Origin of the sequence: Bacillus sp. IBL03825 (genome assembly GCF_024712505.1) — a bacterium.
Lineage (GTDB): Bacteria > Bacillota > Bacilli > Bacillales > Bacillaceae_G > Bacillus_A > Bacillus_A wiedmannii.
This window is the reverse complement of record NZ_JAMXKE010000001.1, coordinates 3756085-3773318: the sequence shown is the minus strand read 5'-3', so window position 1 is coordinate 3773318 and position 17234 is coordinate 3756085. Positions and strand designations below refer to the sequence as shown.

Genomic DNA, 17234 nt, shown 5'->3' with positions numbered 1-17234 from the left:
TATAGTGAGGAAGAAAAGTTGATTTTTCATTTCTAAAAACTGTATATTGAAGAGGAATATTCCTATATACGTAAAGGAGGGCTATAAATGAAACTAATGGAACAACAGTTACATGAGTTAGGTGGTTTGCGAGTACATATTATTCCGACTGATAAATATAAAACAAATACTTTTGTATTTCGTTTTAAAGCACCTTTAAATGAGGAGACGGTGACAGAGCGTGCCCTATTGCCATACGTATTGCAAAGTGCGACAGAAAAACTTCCTTCTGTAATTCGTCTTCGTCAATATTTAGAAGAATTATATGGATCTTCTTTGGCAGTAGATGTAAGTAAAAAAGGAGAAGACCATATCATCTCTATTTATGTAGACATTGCAAATGAAGTATATTTACATGATGCACCACCGTTATTTGAAAAAGCACTTTCTATGTTATCGGATATAGTTTTACATCCAGCAACAGAGGGGAATAGTTTTCTACCTTCTATTGTAGAAAGTGAAAAGAGAGCGCTCTTGCAACGAATTGAAGCTACGTATGATGATAAAATGCGCTATGCAAACGAGCGTTTAATTGAAGAAATGTGCAAAGTAGAACCGTATCGATTAAGTGCAAATGGAAAAAAAGAGAGTGTTGCATCTATTACAAATGAAAGTTTGTATCAATATTATCAAAAAGTGTTAGCGGAAGATGAAATGGATCTATACATTATTGGTGATATTTCAGAAAACGCAGTTGATCTTGTAAGTAAGTATTTTTCTATTTCAGCGCGTCCTGTGAGAGAAAGAAATGTACTTCTTCATAAGAGAAATAATGAAGAAAAAGAAGTTGTGGAAAAACAAGAATTAAAACAAAGTAAATTACACATCGGTTATCGTACGTTTATTACGTATAAAGACGAAGATTATTTTGCACTGCAATTGTTCAATGGACTGTTTGGAGGATTCTCTCATTCAAAGTTATTCGTTAATGTTCGTGAAAAAAATAGTTTAGCGTACTATGCAGCATCCCGCTTTGAAAGTCATAAAGGCTTATTGTTTGTCATGTCAGGAATCGAAGCGAAAAATTATGAAAAAGCTGTTGAGATTATTAAAGAACAAATGTTGGCGATGCAAAATGGTGATTTTTCAGAAGAAGAGATGCATCAAACGAAAAGTGTTATTCAAAATCAAATATTAGAGGCGATTGATACACCGCGCGGATTTGTGGAAATGCTGTATCATGGTATTATTTCAGACCGTACGCGTCCGGTTGAAGAATGGCTTTCAGGTATTGAAAGTGTGACGAAAGAAGAGATTGTGAAAGTTGCTAAAAATATTGAACTAGACACAATTTACTTTTTACATGGAACGGAGGGAGAATAAATGGAGAAAATTGTTTATGAGCAATTAAAAGAGACACTCTATTATGAAAAACTTCCTAATGGATTAGATGTATATATTTTACCGAAGCAAGGATTTAATAAAACATTTGCAACGTTTACGACAAAATATGGTTCTATGGATAATACATTCGTACCACTAGGTAAAGAAGAAATGATTCGTGTGCCTGATGGAATTGCTCATTTTCTTGAGCATAAATTATTTGAAAAAGAAGATCACGATGCTTTCCAATTGTTTAGTAAACAAGGAGCATCAGCAAATGCTTTCACATCTTTCACAAGAACAGCTTATCTGTTTTCATGTACATCAAATGTAGAACAAAATTTAAATACATTGTTAAACTTCGTACAAGAGCCTTACTTCTCTGAAAAAACAGTTGAAAAAGAGAAGGGGATTATTGGGCAAGAAATTCAAATGTATCAAGATAATCCAGATTGGCGCTTATACTTTGGATTAATTGATAGCTTGTTTGTAAAGCACCCAATTAAAATTGATATCGCAGGGACAATCGAGTCTATTAGTAAAATTACGAAAGACTTATTATATGAATGTTATGAAACATTTTATCATCCGAGCAATATGTTATTATTCGTTGTGGGGGCAATTGATCCAGAGGAAACAATGGATTTAGTACGTGAAAATCAAGCGAAAAAAGATTATAAAAACCAGTCAGAAATTGTACGTTCATTTGAGGAAGAACCTGATGAGGTAAATGAAAAGAAGAAAATTATTTCCATGCCTGTACAAACACCGAAATGTTTAGTTGGTATTAAAGCGACAAATTTAAAAGAAAAAGGGAAAGCCCTTTTAAAACAAGAAATTGCGCTTACGTTACTTTTAGATTATTTATTTGGGAAAAGCTCCGTTCATTACGAATCTTTATATAATGAAGGTCTTATTGATGATTCGTTCTCGTATGATTATACGGAAGAGAATAACTTCGGTTTTGCAATGGTTGGCGGCGATACGAAGCAACCTGATGAGCTGGAAGAGCGTTTGAAAAGCATTTTACTAAATACAAATTATGATCAATTAGATGAGGCGGCATTAGAACGAGTAAAGAAAAAGAAAATAGGTGGCTTTTTACGCTCGTTGAATTCGCCAGAATATATCGCGAATCAATTTACACGATATGCGTTTAATGAATCTAGTCTGTTTGAGGCATTGACTGTATTAGAAAGTCTAACTGTTCAAGATTTACAAGAAGTAGCCAAATTATTATTATCAGAAGAAAGAATGAGTGTTTGTCAAGTTTTACCGAAAAAATAAAAGGTTTCATAATAATACCCTCATCTTATCATTGATAAATTGTAAGATGAGGGTATTATTTACCCCGCATTAACGGGCAGTAAGACCCCCCACTTAAAAATTCAGTGAAAGCACAGAAGTAGGTGGGGGGATCAACTGCCCGTAAAAGCCCGATTGGTTCAACTAATAATCAGTGGGGGATGTTCATCCACCCACTGATTAAAGTTTCACTTTATTTATAGGAAAAAGATTTTGTTGAGATAAGAGAGGAATTGTATGAAGAAGTATGCATTAGTAACTGGAGGAAGCGGAGGGATTGGCTCTGCTATTTCAAAACAATTAATTCAAGATGGATATACAGTATATGTTCATTATAATAACGGTGAAGGGCAAGTGAATGAGTTACAGAAAGAGTGGGGGGAAGTGATTCCTGTTCAAGCGGATTTAGCTTCTAGTGATGGAGCGGAGCAATTGTGGGAACAAATTGAACATCCTCTTGATGTTATCGTATATGCAGCTGGGAAGAGTATTTTTGGACTCGTAACAGATGTAACGAACGATGAATTAAATTATATGGTAGAACTTCAAGTGAAGAGCATCTATAAACTATTATCAATGGCACTGCCATCAATGATTCAGCGGAGAAGCGGTAATATTGTACTTGTTTCGTCTATATGGGGCCAAATCGGCGCATCATGTGAAGTGCTTTATTCGATGGTAAAAGGTGCACAAAATTCATATGTGAAAGCATTAGCAAAAGAAGTTTCATTAAGTGGAGTAAGAGTGAACGCGGTAGCACCAGGTGCAATTGAAACGGAAATGTTAAACGTATTTTCAGAAGAGGATAAGAATGAAATTGCTGAAGAGATTCCGTTAGGACGATTAGGATTACCAGAAGAAGTAGCGAAAACAGTGTCATTTCTCGTGTCACCAGGTGCCTCTTACATAACTGGACAAATTATCGGAGTGAATGGCGGTTGGCATTGCTAAAAAATTTTTACATAAAAAATAAAAAACTGTACAAATTAAGCATGATTCTATTACTAAGTAGTGAGGTGCTTAAACATGTCAGTTTTAGATAATTTTGATCAATGGAAGAGCTTTTTAGGAGAACGTTTAGAACAAGCATCAGGAAAAGGTCTTGATGGTGGTGCTGTATCAGATATGGCATTTCGTGTTGGAGATTATTTAGCAAATGAAGTAGAAGCGCGCAACGATCAAGAGAAATTATTGTCTGAGCTTTGGAAAGTCGCTGATGAACAAGAGCAACATACAATCGCAAACTTAATGGTGAAGTTTGTACAGCATAAGTAAAAAATAGAGAGGAGATTCTCCTCTCTATTTTTTTTGTATAATAATAACGCAGGATAGATTATACATTTAGCTTCCCTATTAAGGTGAAATCATATAATATAGTACGTAGGTGTAAAGTAAGCAAGGGGAGTGATCTTGGATGATTGAATGGTATTTTGAATATGAAATACATAAAAACCGACCTGGCTTGCTTGGTGACGTTTCTTCGTTAATCGGTATGCTCGGCATTAATATTGTCACAATTAATGGTGTAGATAATGCACGACGTGGATTACTCCTTATGTGTGATAATCAAGAGCAAATCTCTAGACTTGAATCAATTTTAAATACGATGGATAACATAACGGTAACGAAATATCGTCCGCCAAAGCTAAGAGATAAGCTAGCGGTTAGACATGGTAGGTACATACAACGAGATGCAGATGATAAGAAGACATTTCGATTTGTACGTGATGAATTAGGGTTACTTGTAGACTTTATGGCTGAAATAATGAAAAAAGAAGGTCATAAACTAATCGGGATACGAGGAATGCCTCGTGTCGGAAAAACAGAATCCATTGTTGCCGCAAGTGTTTGTGCAAATAAAAGATGGTTATTTGTATCATCTACTCTTATTAAGCAAACTGTTCGTAGTCAATTGATTGAAGATGAGTATAGCGACGACAATATTTTTATCTTAGATGGAATCGTGTCAACAAAGCGTGCTAACGAAAGGCATTGGCAGCTTGTTCGTGAAATTATGAGATTACCTGCAACGAAAGTTGTGGAACATCCTGACGTATTTGTGAGTCAGTCAGAATACACATTGGATGATTTTGATTATATTATCGAGTTGCGTAACGATTATGATGAAGAAATCCAATATAATTTAGTAGATGAAATTGAGCAAGGTACGCAAAATAATTTCTCTATGTTTGACTTTTAAAGAAATATTGAGGTGTTAGTAGTGACAGAATTAGGACAAAAGCTGAAAGAAGCAAGAGGAACGAAGGGCTTGTCTATGGATCAGCTGCATGAGATTACAAAAATTCAAAAACGCCATTTAGTAGCGATTGAGGAAGGCAATTATGATGTATTGCCCGGAGCTTTTTATGCGCGTGCATTCATTAAACAATACGCAGATGCGGTTGGGTTAAATGGAGAGGAACTGCTTGTAGAATATCAGAGTACGATACCACAATCTGAAAAACGCGACGTTCCACAAGTATCAACAGGACAGAAAACGCAAGAAACAATGCAAAAATCTTCATCATGGCCAATTGCAGATCATATGCCGAAAGTTTTAGTTGCGCTATTAGTAATTGCATTTGGAGTGGTAATTTGGTTTGTTTTCCAAGCGTTAACTGGAAAAGGTGATGAGAAAGTTCCGAATGCTCAAAGTGAGAAAATTGAAGTTAAAAAAGCAGAAAACTCTCCGTTAGATACGAAGAAAGATGAAGTGAAAGCGGAAGAGCCGAAAAAAGAGGAACCAAAGAAAGAAGAGCCAAAGAAAGAGGAACAACCAGCACAACCAACGGGACAAGAAGAAGTAAAAGTAGTTGGTACAACTGGTAAAGTATCTACTTTGGAAATTCATAACAATAAAACATTAGAACTGGAAATATCGGGTAAAGGTGCGAGCTATGTAGATGTTAAAGATGATGCGGGGAATGTGATTCTAAACGCTACAGTACAAGAGGGCCAAATAGAAAAACGTGATGTATCAACATTAAAAGAAGTGCGACTTAATATTGGGAATGCAACGAATGTTGAAGTTAAACTGAATGGCCAAGTGGTCGCTTATCCATTGAATCCAGAAAAAGAACTTCACCAAAGATTGGTGATAAAAAACCAAGGGATAGGGCAACCTGCACAATAATAGTCATCGCCTCGATGACTTTTTTCAATGAACAAATGTTTTTGATATGATGGAGGAATAGCTGTGAATTTACCAAATAAAATTACAATATCTAGAATCTTCTTAATTCCAGTTTTTATGGTAATTATGTTAGCGCCCTTTGATTGGGGTTCATACACAATTGGTGATGTTGATTTACCAATTCAACATTTAGTAGGGGCACTTATCTTTATTATTGCTTCGGCTACAGATTGGATTGATGGACATTACGCAAGAAAGTATAATCTTGTAACGAATTTAGGGAAGTTTCTTGACCCGTTAGCTGATAAATTACTTGTTTCAGCAGCACTTATTACATTAGTTGAGATGCAATACGTACCTGCTTGGATCGTTATTGTAATTATCAGCCGTGAGTTTGCAGTAACTGGTTTACGTCTTGTACTTGCTGGAACAGGAGAAGTAGTGGCAGCAAATCAGTTAGGGAAAATTAAGACGTGGACACAAATTATTGCAATTGCGGCGTATTTATTACACGATGTACCTTTAAATTTAATCCATATCCCAGTTGCTGATATTTTCATATGGATTGCATTAATCTTTACTGTTATTTCAGGGTGGGATTATTTCTGGAAAAATAGAGCTGCTTTTGTAAACTCAAAATAGAAGTTTATGGGGGAATTGGGATGAATGCTGAAATTATTGCGGTTGGAACTGAATTATTACTTGGACAAATTGCAAATACAAATGCCCAGTTTTTATCTGAAAAGTTAGCTTCAATCGGAATTAATGTGTACTACCATACTGTAGTTGGAGATAATAACAAGCGATTACAGCAGGCGATTGAAGTTGCGGAAGAACGTGCTGACATACTTATTTTCACAGGTGGATTAGGCCCGACAAAAGATGATTTGACGAAAGAAACGATATCTTCTAGTTTGGGTGAAGAGCTTGTATATGATGAAAAGGCATTAGCATCGATAAGCGAGTACTTTAAGCGTACAGGTCGCGAGTTCACAGAGAATAATAAAAAGCAAGCGCTCGTTTTGAATGGAGCAACTGTATTTGCGAATGATCACGGCATGGCACCTGGTATGGGGCTAAATAAGAACAGGAAAGTTTATATTTTATTACCAGGACCACCGAAAGAGATGAAGCCGATGTATATAAGTTATGTAGAGCCTTTTTTACGTAACTTTACAACAGGAGAAAACATTTATTCTCGTGTGCTTCGCTTTTTCGGGATTGGGGAATCTCAATTAGAAGTGAAAGTTCAAGATTTAATTGATGGACAAACGAACCCGACAATCGCCCCCCTTGCGAATGATGGAGAAGTGACACTACGTTTAACTGCCAAACATCAAAATGCTGATGAAGCTGCGAAACGCATTCAGCATATGGAAGATTTGATTTTAGAAAGAGTAGGAAAATTTTTCTACGGGTATGATCAAGAGTTTCTGCATGATAAGGCAATAGAGTTATTGAAGAAAAAAGGATTAACTTTAGCGTGTGCAGAAAGTTTAACCGGTGGTCTCTTCGGCAATCAAGTAACAGAAAGTGCTGGTGTGTCTTCAGTATTTAAAGGCGGTGTCATTTGTTATCATAATGATGTGAAGCAACATGTTTTACATGTACCTGCGGAAGTGTTGTCTACTGATGGTGCAGTTAGTAAAGAATGTGCTCGTTATCTTGCTGAAAATGTTAAGGGCTTATTAAAAGCGGATATCGGAATTAGTTTCACTGGGGTAGCAGGACCGGATGCTTCAGAACATAAAGAGCCGGGAACAGTATTCGTTGGATTGGCGATGAAGGATGAACCAACTGTAGTCTTTCCTCTTATTTTAAGTGGAAGTCGTCAACAAATTAGGGAACGTTCGGTGAAATATGGATTTTATCATTTATATAAAAAGCTAGAAGAGATATAAGTTTCTTCTAGCTTTTTTTATGGTTAAACTCATTTTTATTTAATGGAAAATAAAAAAATCGAATAAATGTTCGATTTTGTTGGCAAATTGAATTGAAAATAGGTATAATAAGATTAGCAATTCAGTTAAGGAGGAATTTTGAATGAGTGATCGTCAAGCGGCGTTAGATATGGCGTTAAAACAAATAGAGAAGCAATTCGGTAAAGGTTCAATTATGAAATTAGGAGAACAAGCGGAGCGTAGAATTTCTACAATTTCAAGTGGTTCTTTAGCACTTGATGTGGCATTAGGGGTAGGCGGATACCCACGTGGCCGTATTATCGAAATTTATGGACCAGAAAGTTCAGGTAAAACAACAGTTTCATTACACGCAATCGCGGAAGTACAGCGTCAAGGTGGACAAGCAGCGTTTATTGATGCGGAGCATGCAATGGATCCTGTATATGCACAAAAATTAGGCGTTAACATAGATGAATTACTATTATCACAACCTGACACAGGAGAGCAAGGACTAGAAATCGCAGAAGCACTTGTACGAAGTGGCGCGGTTGATATTATCGTAATTGACTCTGTAGCAGCTCTTGTACCGAAAGCTGAGATTGAAGGAGACATGGGGGACTCACACGTAGGTCTACAAGCTCGTTTAATGTCTCAAGCACTTCGTAAGCTGTCAGGTGCAATCAATAAATCAAAAACAATTGCAATCTTTATTAACCAAATTCGTGAAAAAGTTGGGGTTATGTTCGGAAATCAACCACAAGTTGCTTAATCAGAGCGTAGTACTTGAATCTTTATTTGTCTTCTTCATTTAAGTCTTTATAAGGGATTTCTTATAAGGAGAGATTAAGGTGGCAGTGACAATTGGAAATAGAACTTATCGAAACATAGAACAATGGCAAGTGGATTTTATCACGACACATGCGGAGAGAAAATTAAAAGATATAGGTAAAGAAATTAATCTTGATGAAAGGCGAGTAGGTGAAATATTAAAGTTACTCGGAATTAAAAGAACCAGACATAGGAAGGTTTATTTACCTAAAACCGCAGAAGTTGAACAGGAGTTAAAAAATCCATATTTATCACATGTTGAAATTGCCGTTAAGTATGGCGTATCCGATACATGTGTTGCTAAAAGGAGAAAAGAGCTTAATGTAAAGGTCAGAAAGAAAAATTATGATACTTTACTGGAACAACAGGTTGAACAGATATTATTAAGCTTAGATCTGGCGTTCATTAAGCAAAAAAGAATCGATAAGTGGTCTATTGATTTCTACTTAGGTAGAAAATATTGTTTAGACGTCCATGGGAAATGGGCACACTCACTCAAAAAAATAAAAGAACGAGATAAAAGAAAACTTTTATTTATGGAAGAGAGCTGCTATAAATATCTTGTTATACATGAAGAAGAGTTAGTAAATAAAGAAAAAGTCGCACAAAAGATTAAGGAGTATACCATGGGTTTCCCTTGCTAGTGATAGCATGTTAAAAAACCTTGTGAACCTTATTGCCTAAGGGTGTAACTATTTATATAGTTGCTAACGGTGAAGCCCACCATTATTTAGGGTAATACCGTGCCAAGCTTCATATTTATATGGGGAAGGTGTAGAGACTACCGAAAAGGACTTTTAGTTAACTGAGTAGGGTACGGCAGATGATAGGCTACTGCTGGAAGTGCAAGGCTCTCTGTAAAGAGATGAAGAGATAGTCCGGACTATAGAGATGGAAAATCTATAGATAGTGCCAGAAACAACTCCAGGTGGTCGTGCGTTGAAATTCTATTCAACAGTTCGTCTTGAAGTACGTCGTGCGGAGCAATTAAAGCAAGGCAATGACATCGTTGGTAATAAAACAAAAGTAAAAGTAGTTAAAAATAAAGTGGCACCACCATTCCGTGTTGCTGAAGTTGATATTATGTATGGAGAAGGTATTTCAAGAGAAGGTGAAATCTTAGATATGGCTTCTGAACTTGATATCGTTCAAAAGAGTGGTGCTTGGTACTCTTATAATGAAGAGCGTTTAGGGCAAGGTCGTGAAAATTCGAAGCAATTCTTAAAAGAGAATACGGATTTAAGAGAGGAAATTGCCTTCTTTGTTCGTGACCATCACGGAATTGGTGAAGACTCTGGTGCTGAAGACACGGAAGATTCAAATCTTCAAGATTAAAAAATAAAAGACACGGTTCCGTGTCTTTTATTTTTTAATCATTATGAAAGCGTTGTATATCATTGGAGATAAAATATTTAATCTGCCTAAAAGGCTATGTATAAAGAGGGATATATGCATGTTTTGTATGCATAAACTGGAATTTACTAAGGTTTTCCAGGATAATATGCTGTCTTCTTTTTAAATTCATATATGAATTAGGGCTGAAGGTAAAGAAAGTAAAAGTAGACAACGCTTGACAATGAAAATTGCGATAGATACAATGAGAATGTATATTTTTTCTTATATACGAAACACTCTTCTCAAGAAGAGAAGTAATATTCGGAGTAAGACTTAAATCTTGCCGAAATAATAATATGACATTTTAATTGTGAAATGAAGAAAGTCCCTTAAAAAAGCGGGACGACGGTCTTTGCTGTATGTTGGTATTCAATGTACATGCCGACAGTCTTTTTTCATTCATAGCAAGGGGAGGTGAAATCATGAGTAGTACAGTTTGGATACTCATCTCCATTTTGCTTGCAACAGTCGGTGCAGTTGTTGGCTTTTTTGTTCGAAAGTCTATTGCTGAAGCGAAGATTAATGGTGCAGCTAATGAAGCGAAACGTATTCTAGACGAAGCGAATCGTGAGGCTGAAGCACTTAAGAAAGAAGCGCTTTTAGAAGCAAAGGATGAAATTCATACACTTCGTACAGAAGCTGAATTAGAAATTCGTGACCGTAGAAGCGAATTACAAAAACAAGAAAATCGTTTAATGCAAAAAGAAGAGAACCTTGATCGTAAAGACGAAACGCTCGATAAACGCGAGCAACAGTTAGAAAAGAAAGAGGATTCTTTTGTAGCGAGACAACAACAGATTGAAGAGTTGGAAAGCAAAGTGGGAGAGTTAGTTCAAAAGCAACAAACAGAATTAGAGCGCATTTCCAATCTGACACGCGAACAAGCGAAAGCAATTATTCTTGGTAAAGTAGAAAGTGAAGTTTCTCATGAAATTGCCGTAATGGTAAAAGAAAGTGAAGTTCGTGCGAAAGAAGAAGCGGATAAGAAAGCAAAAGAGATTTTATCTCTTGCAATGCAAAGATGTGCAGCTGATCATGTTGCTGAAACAACCGTTTCGGTTGTAAATCTTCCAAATGACGAAATGAAGGGACGTATTATCGGACGTGAAGGTCGAAATATTCGTACGTTAGAAACGTTAACAGGTATTGACCTAATTATCGATGATACACCAGAAGCAGTTATCCTTTCTGGATTCGACCCAATTCGTCGTGAAACAGCTCGTATCGCTCTTGATAAACTAGTACAGGACGGACGTATTCACCCAGCGCGTATTGAAGAGATGGTCGAAAAATCAAGACGTGAAGTGGACGAGTATATTCGCGAAGTCGGAGAGCAAACAACGTTTGAAGTGGGTGTTCACGGATTACATCCAGATTTAATTAAGATTTTAGGTCGTTTAAAATACCGTACAAGTTACGGACAAAACGTCTTAAAACATTCTATGGAAGTTGCATATTTAACTGGACTTATGGCAGCGGAGCTTGGTGAGGATGAAAAACTAGCAAGACGTGCTGGTCTATTACATGATATCGGTAAAGCAATTGATCATGAAGTAGAAGGTAGCCACGTTGAAATTGGTGTCGAACTCGCAACGAAGTATAAAGAGCATCCTGTAGTTATAAACAGTATTGCATCTCACCATGGGGACACAGAACCAACTTCTATCATTGCAGTTTTAGTTGCAGCAGCAGATGCATTATCAGCTGCAAGACCTGGAGCTCGTAGTGAAACACTTGAGAACTATATTCGTCGTCTTGAAAAGTTAGAAGAGATTTCAGAGTCTTATGAAGGCGTAGAAAAATCCTTCGCAATTCAAGCAGGACGAGAAGTTCGTATTCTGGTAAAACCAGATACAATTGATGATTTAGAAGCTCATCGTTTAGCTCGTGATATTCGAAAACGTATTGAAAATGAACTGGATTACCCAGGACATATTAAAGTAACTGTTATTCGTGAAACACGTGCAGTGGAATACGCAAAATAAAGTGGTGAAACACCACTTTATTTTTTTGTGTTGGAATTGGTTAAAATAAAGGAAATTAGTTATACCTAGTATATAAGTGAAACAAACTTATAATAAATATATTGTAAGGAAATCACTTGAAGCTATAGTAATAAAAAATGTAGTACATAGGAAGGGTAAGACATATGAGAATATTATTTGTTGGGGATGTAGTAGGATCTCCTGGTAGAGGTATGATTCAACAATACGTACCGGCATTAAAAAAGAAATATACACCTACAGTAACCATTATTAATGGAGAAAATGCAGCAGGTGGACGTGGAATTACGGAAAAAATATATCGAAACTTTTTAGAATGCGGGGCACAAGCGGTTACACTTGGAAACCACGCTTGGGATAACCGTGAAGTATTTGAATTTATTGATGACGCAAAATATCTTGCAAGACCAGCTAACTTCCCAGAAGGAACTCCAGGAAAAGGACTTATCTTTGTGAACTGTAATGGAACAGAAGTTGCAGTTATTAACTTACAAGGACGTACATTCCTTCCTCCGATTGATTGCCCATTCCGTAAAGTGGATGAATTGATTAACATTGCAAAAAAACGTACGAATATTATCTTTATTGATTTTCATGCGGAAACTACAAGTGAAAAACAAGCGTTAGGTTGGTATGTAGATGGTCGTGCTACGGCAGTAGTGGGTACACATACACATGTTCCTACAGCAGATAATCGTATTTTACCAAGCGGAACCGCATATATCACAGATGTTGGTATGACAGGACCTTACGATGGGATTTTAGGTATGGATCGAGAAGCGGTATTGAAGAAGTTTTTAACAAACTTACCAGTACGATTTGAAGTGACAAGTGGTAGAACACAATTAAGTGCAGTGTTAGTTGATGTGGATCCTAATACAGGAAAAGCTAAGAAAATCCAGCGTATCTTAATTAATGATGATCAGCCATTTTTTGAGTAATTCCTGGATAGAATTTAGAAAAGTTATTATTTTTTAATTTTTTAGAAAAATTACAGAAATTTAGCAGGAATACGCGTCATTCCTCGTGAATATAAGTTAAAGTGAAATAATTGCTAATACTTTTTATAGAAACGAGGAGGAAACGCGGAATGGAAATATTAAAAGTTAAAGCAACGTCGGTCCCTAATTCTGTAGCTGGTGCACTTGCAGGTGTTATTCGCGAACGCGGAACAGCAGAAATTCAAGCCATTGGTGCAGGTGCATTGAACCAAGCGGTAAAGGCAGTAGCAATTGCAAGAGGATTTGTAGCGCCTAGTGGTTTGGACCTGATTTGTATCCCAGCGTTCACAGATATTATGATTGATGGGGAAGAGCGTACAGCAATAAAATTAATTGTAGAACCTCGTTAAGTTTAAACAACCTGTTTGCAGTATGCAAACAGGTTGTTTTTGTAATGGAGGAATGGAAATGAAAATTTTTGATGCTCATTGTGATGTACTCTTTCAGTTATGGAGTGCACAGGGGAAAAAGGATTTTAAAAACGATCCGCAATTACATATTACATTTGAACAGTTAAAGAAAAGAAAAGGAAGTATACAATGTTTTGCTATATATGTGCCAGAAACGGTGCTATATGAAAAACGATTTGAAGCGGCATTACAAATGGTAGATATTTTTTATAATGAAATTTTATCATTACCGGGTGTAAAGTTTATTCAGACAAAAGATGATATTAACATGTTAAAACAGGACGAGATTGGAGCGATATTAACACTAGAAGGATGCGAAGCAATTGGAAAAGATGCAATGAAATTACGGTTGTTTTATCGTCTAGGAGTACGTTCTTTTGGACTAACATGGAATTATGCCAATTTATTAGCTGATGGTGCGCTAGAGACACGTGGGGCGGGTTTAACGACCTTTGGTAAACATGTTGTACAAGAACTTAATACGTTACATGTATGGACTGATGTGTCGCATCTGAATGAAAGAAGCTTTTGGGATGTGATAGAAATTGCAAAAAATCCTATTGCCTCCCATTCAAATTGTATGAAACTTTGTCAGCACCCACGTAATTTAAACGATGAACAACTTAGAGCTCTTATAAAGCGAAATAGCATGATTGGTGTTACTTTCGTACCACAGTTTCTAATAAGTGAAAAACAAGCGAATATAGCAGATATAGTAAAACATATTGAATATATTTGTTCATTAGGTGGAGAGAACAATATAGGGTTTGGTTCGGATTTTGATGGGATATTAGAAACAGTTGTAAATGTATCAGCGTATGGAGAATATGAAAATGTAATTAATGAGCTTTGTAAACACTATGCTGCATCTACAGTAGAGCGATTTTTATATGATAATTTTGTTGATCATATAAGCTTTTAAGATTTTTGTTTTAAAAATCCAGAAAAATTAGAATTAATTCATTTGATATTATTGCTTTTTTTAAGACCTAATACTAGAATGAAAAACAAAATAGCTTTATACTAAAGATTCAGGGAAATCAGAAGAGGCATAATTTGCGTCCGTTGTAGTTTATTTGTATAAAAAATGCTAAACTATTACTGTAAAAAAATACACTACAATGAATGCAGCCAAAAGGGGTGTAGGAGATGATTAGTCAACTTTCATGGAAAGTTGGAGGCCAACAAGGTGAAGGAATTGAAAGTACAGGAGAAATCTTCTGTATTGCATTAAACCGATTAGGATATTACCTATACGGTTACCGCCACTTCTCATCACGTATTAAAGGCGGCCATACAAATAATAAAATTCGCGTAAGTACAACAGAAGTACGCGCGATCTCAGATGATTTAGATATTCTAATTGCTTTTGATCAAGAAACAATTGATTTTAACTTCCACGAACTACGTCCAGGTGGAATTGTAGTTGCGGATGCGAAATTTAATCCAACAATACCTGATAATACAGATGTAAATCTATATGTGATACCGTTTACAGATATTGCTTCAGAATTAGGCACATCATTAATGAAAAACATGGTTGCTGTTGGGGCATCAAGTGCGGTATTAGGATTAGATGAAACAGCTTATTTAGATGTTGTTGAAGAAATCTTTGGTCGTAAAGGAGAGCAAGTTGTTCAAAAGAATATGGACGCAATTAAGCGCGGCTCTCAATATATGAAAGAATTGCTAGGTGAGAAAGTAAACATGATGCAGCTTGAAAAAGCTGATGGTAAGAAACGCATGTTTATGATTGGAAACGATGCAATCGCATTTGGTGCGGTAGCTGGTGGTGCTCGCTTTATGTCTGCATATCCAATTACACCTGCATCTGAAATTATGGAATACTTAATTAAAAAATTGCCAAAAGTTGGCGGAACAGTAATCCAAACTGAGGATGAAATCGCAGCTTGTACAATGGCAATCGGTGCAAACTATGCTGGTGTTCGTACATTAACTGCATCTGCTGGTCCGGGTCTATCTTTAATGATGGAAGCGATTGGTTTAGCGGGTATTACAGAAACACCATTAGTAATTGTTGATACACAACGTGGTGGTCCAAGTACAGGATTACCAACGAAACAAGAGCAGTCGGATTTAATGGCGATGATTTACGGTACGCACGGTGAGATTCCAAAAATCGTAATGGCGCCAAGTACAGTTGAAGAAGCTTTCTATGATATTGTAGAAGCATTTAACCTAGCTGAAGAATATCAAGTACCTGTTATTTTCTTAACGGATTTACAGCTTTCTTTAGGAAAACAAACTGTAGAACCGCTTACGTTAGATAAAGTGGAAATTCGTCGCGGTAAGCTTGATTTAGAAGCGGAATTACCAGAACGTGAAAATAAAGCATACTTCAAGCGTTATGAAGTAACCGAAGATGGCGTTTCACCACGTGTTTTACCTGGTATGAAAAATGGTGTTCACCATGTTACAGGTGTAGAACATGATGAAACTGGTAAACCATCTGAATCAGCAATAAACCGTAAAGATCAAATGGACAAACGTTTCCGTAAAATGGAGAACTTGAAGTTTAACACCCCTGTCTATAAAAATGTTAAGCATGAAGAAGCGGACGTATTGCTTGTTGGATTTAACTCAACTCGTGGTGCGATCGAAGAGGCAATGGAGCGCTTAGAACAAGAGGGTATGAAAGTAAACCATGCTCATGTGCGTTTAATTCACCCGTTCCCAACAGCTGAAATCGATCCACTTGTGAAAAATGCGAAGCGTGTTGTAGTAGTAGAAAACAATGCAACAGGTCAGCTTGCTAACATTATGAAAATGAATCTTGGTAACGGTGAGAAAATTTCTAGTCTTTTAAAATATGATGGGAACCCATTCTTGCCGAAAGAGATTTACAACGAATGCAAAAAAGGGGTTGTATTAAATGGCAACATTTAAGGACTTTCGTAACAGTGTAAAACCAAACTGGTGCCCAGGTTGCGGAGACTTCTCGGTGCAAGCTGCAATTCAACGTGCGGCAGCTAACGTTGGCTTAAATCCAGATGAACTTGCTGTTATCTCCGGTATCGGCTGTTCAGGTCGTATTTCGGGTTATATTAATTCATATGGTGTGCATAGTATTCATGGTCGTGCCCTTCCAATTGCACAAGGTGTGAAAATGGCAAATCGTGATTTAACAGTTATCGCATCAGGTGGTGACGGTGATGGATTTGCGATTGGTATGGGACATACAATCCATTCTATTCGTCGTAACATAGACATTACGTACATCGTAATGGATAACCAAATTTACGGATTAACAAAAGGGCAAACTTCACCGCGTAGTGAAGCTGGATTTAAAACGAAAAGTACACCACAAGGTTCAATTGAACCGTCACTAAATGTTATGGAAATGGCTTTAACAGCTGGTGCGACATTTGTGGCGCAAAGCTTTTCAAGTGATTTAAAAGAACTAACACAAATTATTGAAGCTGGTATTAACCATAAAGGATTTTCATTAATTAACGTATACAGCCCATGTGTTACTTACAATAAAGTAAATACTTACGATTGGTTTAAAGAAAATTTAACAAAACTAAGTACAGTAGAGGGATATGATCCGTCTAATCGCATGATGGCTATGCAAACGTTAATGGAAAATAACGGATTAGTAACAGGTTTAATATATCAAAATACAGCGCAACCTTCATACCAAGAACTTGTAAAAGGCTATAGTGAGAAGCCTTTAGTGCAAGCTGATTTAAATATGGATCAGAAAATGTTTGATGAACTTGTTGCTGAATTTATGTAATATAAGAAGAGGAGGTTGCCATTTGGTAACCTTTTTTTATGAGTAAAAAATATAGGGTAGTCTTATTTACTTAGAAAATTCAGAATGGTAAAATAATATATAAATCGTTGTATGAAAATGGCGAGTTCATTGCTGA

Annotated in this window: 15 protein-coding genes and 2 pseudogenes; all 17 read left to right on the top strand. The window is 36.5% G+C overall.

Going from position 1 to position 17234, the window contains the following annotated elements; all coding sequences use genetic code 11:
* Positions 1 to 87: 87 nt before the first annotated feature.
* The 17 genes and pseudogenes from yfmF to NHG49_RS19115 all read left to right on the top strand — a co-directional run bounded on the left by yfmF (position 88) and on the right by NHG49_RS19115 (position 17098).
* Positions 88 to 1362 (top strand): EF-P 5-aminopentanol modification-associated protein YfmF, encoded by a 1275-nt coding sequence (gene yfmF, locus NHG49_RS19195; RefSeq protein WP_000772421.1) that lies wholly within the window; start codon positions 88 to 90, stop codon positions 1360 to 1362.
* Positions 1363 to 2649, top strand: a complete 1287-nt coding sequence (yfmH, locus tag NHG49_RS19190; protein WP_064475027.1) for an EF-P 5-aminopentanol modification-associated protein YfmH — start codon at positions 1363 to 1365, stop codon at positions 2647 to 2649.
* A gap of 255 nt (positions 2650 to 2904) precedes the next feature.
* Positions 2905 to 3618: an elongation factor P 5-aminopentanone reductase gene (gene ymfI / locus NHG49_RS19185; RefSeq protein ID WP_048563302.1), complete on the top strand. Its 714-nt coding sequence runs from the start codon at positions 2905 to 2907 to the stop codon at positions 3616 to 3618.
* 75 nt (positions 3619 to 3693) lie between these two features.
* Positions 3694 to 3942 carry a DUF3243 domain-containing protein gene (locus NHG49_RS19180; RefSeq protein WP_000114455.1) on the top strand — a complete coding sequence of 83 codons (249 nt, stop codon included), beginning with the start codon at positions 3694 to 3696 and terminating at the stop codon, positions 3940 to 3942.
* 139 nt (positions 3943 to 4081) lie between these two features.
* Positions 4082 to 4867 carry a DUF3388 domain-containing protein gene (locus tag NHG49_RS19175; RefSeq protein WP_000574107.1) on the top strand — a complete coding sequence of 262 codons (786 nt, stop codon included), beginning with the start codon at positions 4082 to 4084 and terminating at the stop codon, positions 4865 to 4867.
* 21 nt (positions 4868 to 4888) lie between these two features.
* The gene (locus tag NHG49_RS19170; RefSeq protein ID WP_064475028.1) at positions 4889 to 5800 is read left to right on the top strand and encodes a helix-turn-helix domain-containing protein; all 912 of its coding nucleotides are present in this window, start codon (positions 4889 to 4891) and stop codon (positions 5798 to 5800) included.
* Between the two features lie 63 nt (positions 5801 to 5863).
* Positions 5864 to 6442 (top strand): CDP-diacylglycerol--glycerol-3-phosphate 3-phosphatidyltransferase, encoded by a 579-nt coding sequence (pgsA, locus tag NHG49_RS19165; RefSeq protein WP_048563304.1) that lies wholly within the window; start codon positions 5864 to 5866, stop codon positions 6440 to 6442.
* 20 nt (positions 6443 to 6462) lie between these two features.
* Positions 6463 to 7701 carry a competence/damage-inducible protein CinA gene (gene cinA, locus NHG49_RS19160; RefSeq protein WP_088047316.1) on the top strand — a complete coding sequence of 413 codons (1239 nt, stop codon included), beginning with the start codon at positions 6463 to 6465 and terminating at the stop codon, positions 7699 to 7701.
* A gap of 142 nt (positions 7702 to 7843) precedes the next feature.
* Positions 7844 to 8452: pseudogene (gene recA, locus NHG49_RS19155) on the top strand (recombinase RecA); the annotation flags it as partial.
* Positions 8453 to 8549: 97 nt separating this feature from the next.
* Positions 8550 to 9173 carry a PDDEXK family nuclease gene (locus tag NHG49_RS19150; protein ID WP_222660186.1) on the top strand — a complete coding sequence of 208 codons (624 nt, stop codon included), beginning with the start codon at positions 8550 to 8552 and terminating at the stop codon, positions 9171 to 9173.
* Positions 9174 to 9441: 268 nt separating this feature from the next.
* Positions 9442 to 9864 (top strand): annotated as a pseudogene (locus NHG49_RS19145) (recombinase RecA family protein); the annotation flags it as partial.
* A 482-nt stretch (positions 9865 to 10346) separates the two neighbouring features.
* The gene (gene rny / locus NHG49_RS19140) at positions 10347 to 11909 is read left to right on the top strand and encodes a ribonuclease Y (protein WP_064475030.1); all 1563 of its coding nucleotides are present in this window, start codon (positions 10347 to 10349) and stop codon (positions 11907 to 11909) included.
* A gap of 164 nt (positions 11910 to 12073) precedes the next feature.
* On the top strand, positions 12074 to 12868 hold the full coding sequence (locus NHG49_RS19135) for a TIGR00282 family metallophosphoesterase (RefSeq protein WP_001221093.1): 795 nt from the start codon (positions 12074 to 12076) through the stop codon (positions 12866 to 12868).
* Positions 12869 to 13017: 149 nt separating this feature from the next.
* Complete coding sequence (gene spoVS, locus NHG49_RS19130; protein ID WP_000404341.1) at positions 13018 to 13278, top strand: stage V sporulation protein SpoVS; 261 nt, start codon at positions 13018 to 13020, stop codon at positions 13276 to 13278.
* 58 nt (positions 13279 to 13336) lie between these two features.
* Entirely contained in the window at positions 13337 to 14260 is a 924-nt protein-coding gene (locus NHG49_RS19125) for a dipeptidase (protein WP_064475031.1), read from the top strand.
* Positions 14261 to 14487: 227 nt separating this feature from the next.
* Positions 14488 to 16245 carry a 2-oxoacid:acceptor oxidoreductase subunit alpha gene (locus NHG49_RS19120; RefSeq protein WP_000625413.1) on the top strand — a complete coding sequence of 586 codons (1758 nt, stop codon included), beginning with the start codon at positions 14488 to 14490 and terminating at the stop codon, positions 16243 to 16245.
* Positions 16232 to 17098, top strand: a complete 867-nt coding sequence (locus tag NHG49_RS19115; protein WP_000190158.1) for a 2-oxoacid:ferredoxin oxidoreductase subunit beta — start codon at positions 16232 to 16234, stop codon at positions 17096 to 17098. Before NHG49_RS19120 ends, NHG49_RS19115 begins: the two co-directional genes overlap by 14 nt.
* The last annotated feature ends 136 nt before the right edge of the window (positions 17099 to 17234 follow it).

What these genes read in the sequence shown, in the direction of transcription:
- yfmF (WP_000772421.1), top strand. Translation starts at nt 88, where the DNA reads ATGAAACTAATGGAACAACAGTTACATGAGTTAGGTGGTTTGCGAGTA.
- yfmH (WP_064475027.1), top strand. Translation starts at nt 1,363, where the DNA reads ATGGAGAAAATTGTTTATGAGCAATTAAAAGAGACACTCTATTATGAA.
- ymfI (WP_048563302.1), top strand. Translation starts at nt 2,905, where the DNA reads ATGAAGAAGTATGCATTAGTAACTGGAGGAAGCGGAGGGATTGGCTCT.
- NHG49_RS19180 (WP_000114455.1), top strand. Translation starts at nt 3,694, where the DNA reads ATGTCAGTTTTAGATAATTTTGATCAATGGAAGAGCTTTTTAGGAGAA.
- NHG49_RS19175 (WP_000574107.1), top strand. Translation starts at nt 4,082, where the DNA reads ATGATTGAATGGTATTTTGAATATGAAATACATAAAAACCGACCTGGC.
- cinA (WP_088047316.1), top strand. Translation starts at nt 6,463, where the DNA reads ATGAATGCTGAAATTATTGCGGTTGGAACTGAATTATTACTTGGACAA.
- rny (WP_064475030.1), top strand. Translation starts at nt 10,347, where the DNA reads ATGAGTAGTACAGTTTGGATACTCATCTCCATTTTGCTTGCAACAGTC.
- NHG49_RS19135 (WP_001221093.1), top strand. Translation starts at nt 12,074, where the DNA reads ATGAGAATATTATTTGTTGGGGATGTAGTAGGATCTCCTGGTAGAGGT.
- spoVS (WP_000404341.1), top strand. Translation starts at nt 13,018, where the DNA reads ATGGAAATATTAAAAGTTAAAGCAACGTCGGTCCCTAATTCTGTAGCT.
- NHG49_RS19125 (WP_064475031.1), top strand. Translation starts at nt 13,337, where the DNA reads ATGAAAATTTTTGATGCTCATTGTGATGTACTCTTTCAGTTATGGAGT.
- NHG49_RS19120 (WP_000625413.1), top strand. Translation starts at nt 14,488, where the DNA reads ATGATTAGTCAACTTTCATGGAAAGTTGGAGGCCAACAAGGTGAAGGA.
- NHG49_RS19115 (WP_000190158.1), top strand. Translation starts at nt 16,232, where the DNA reads ATGGCAACATTTAAGGACTTTCGTAACAGTGTAAAACCAAACTGGTGC.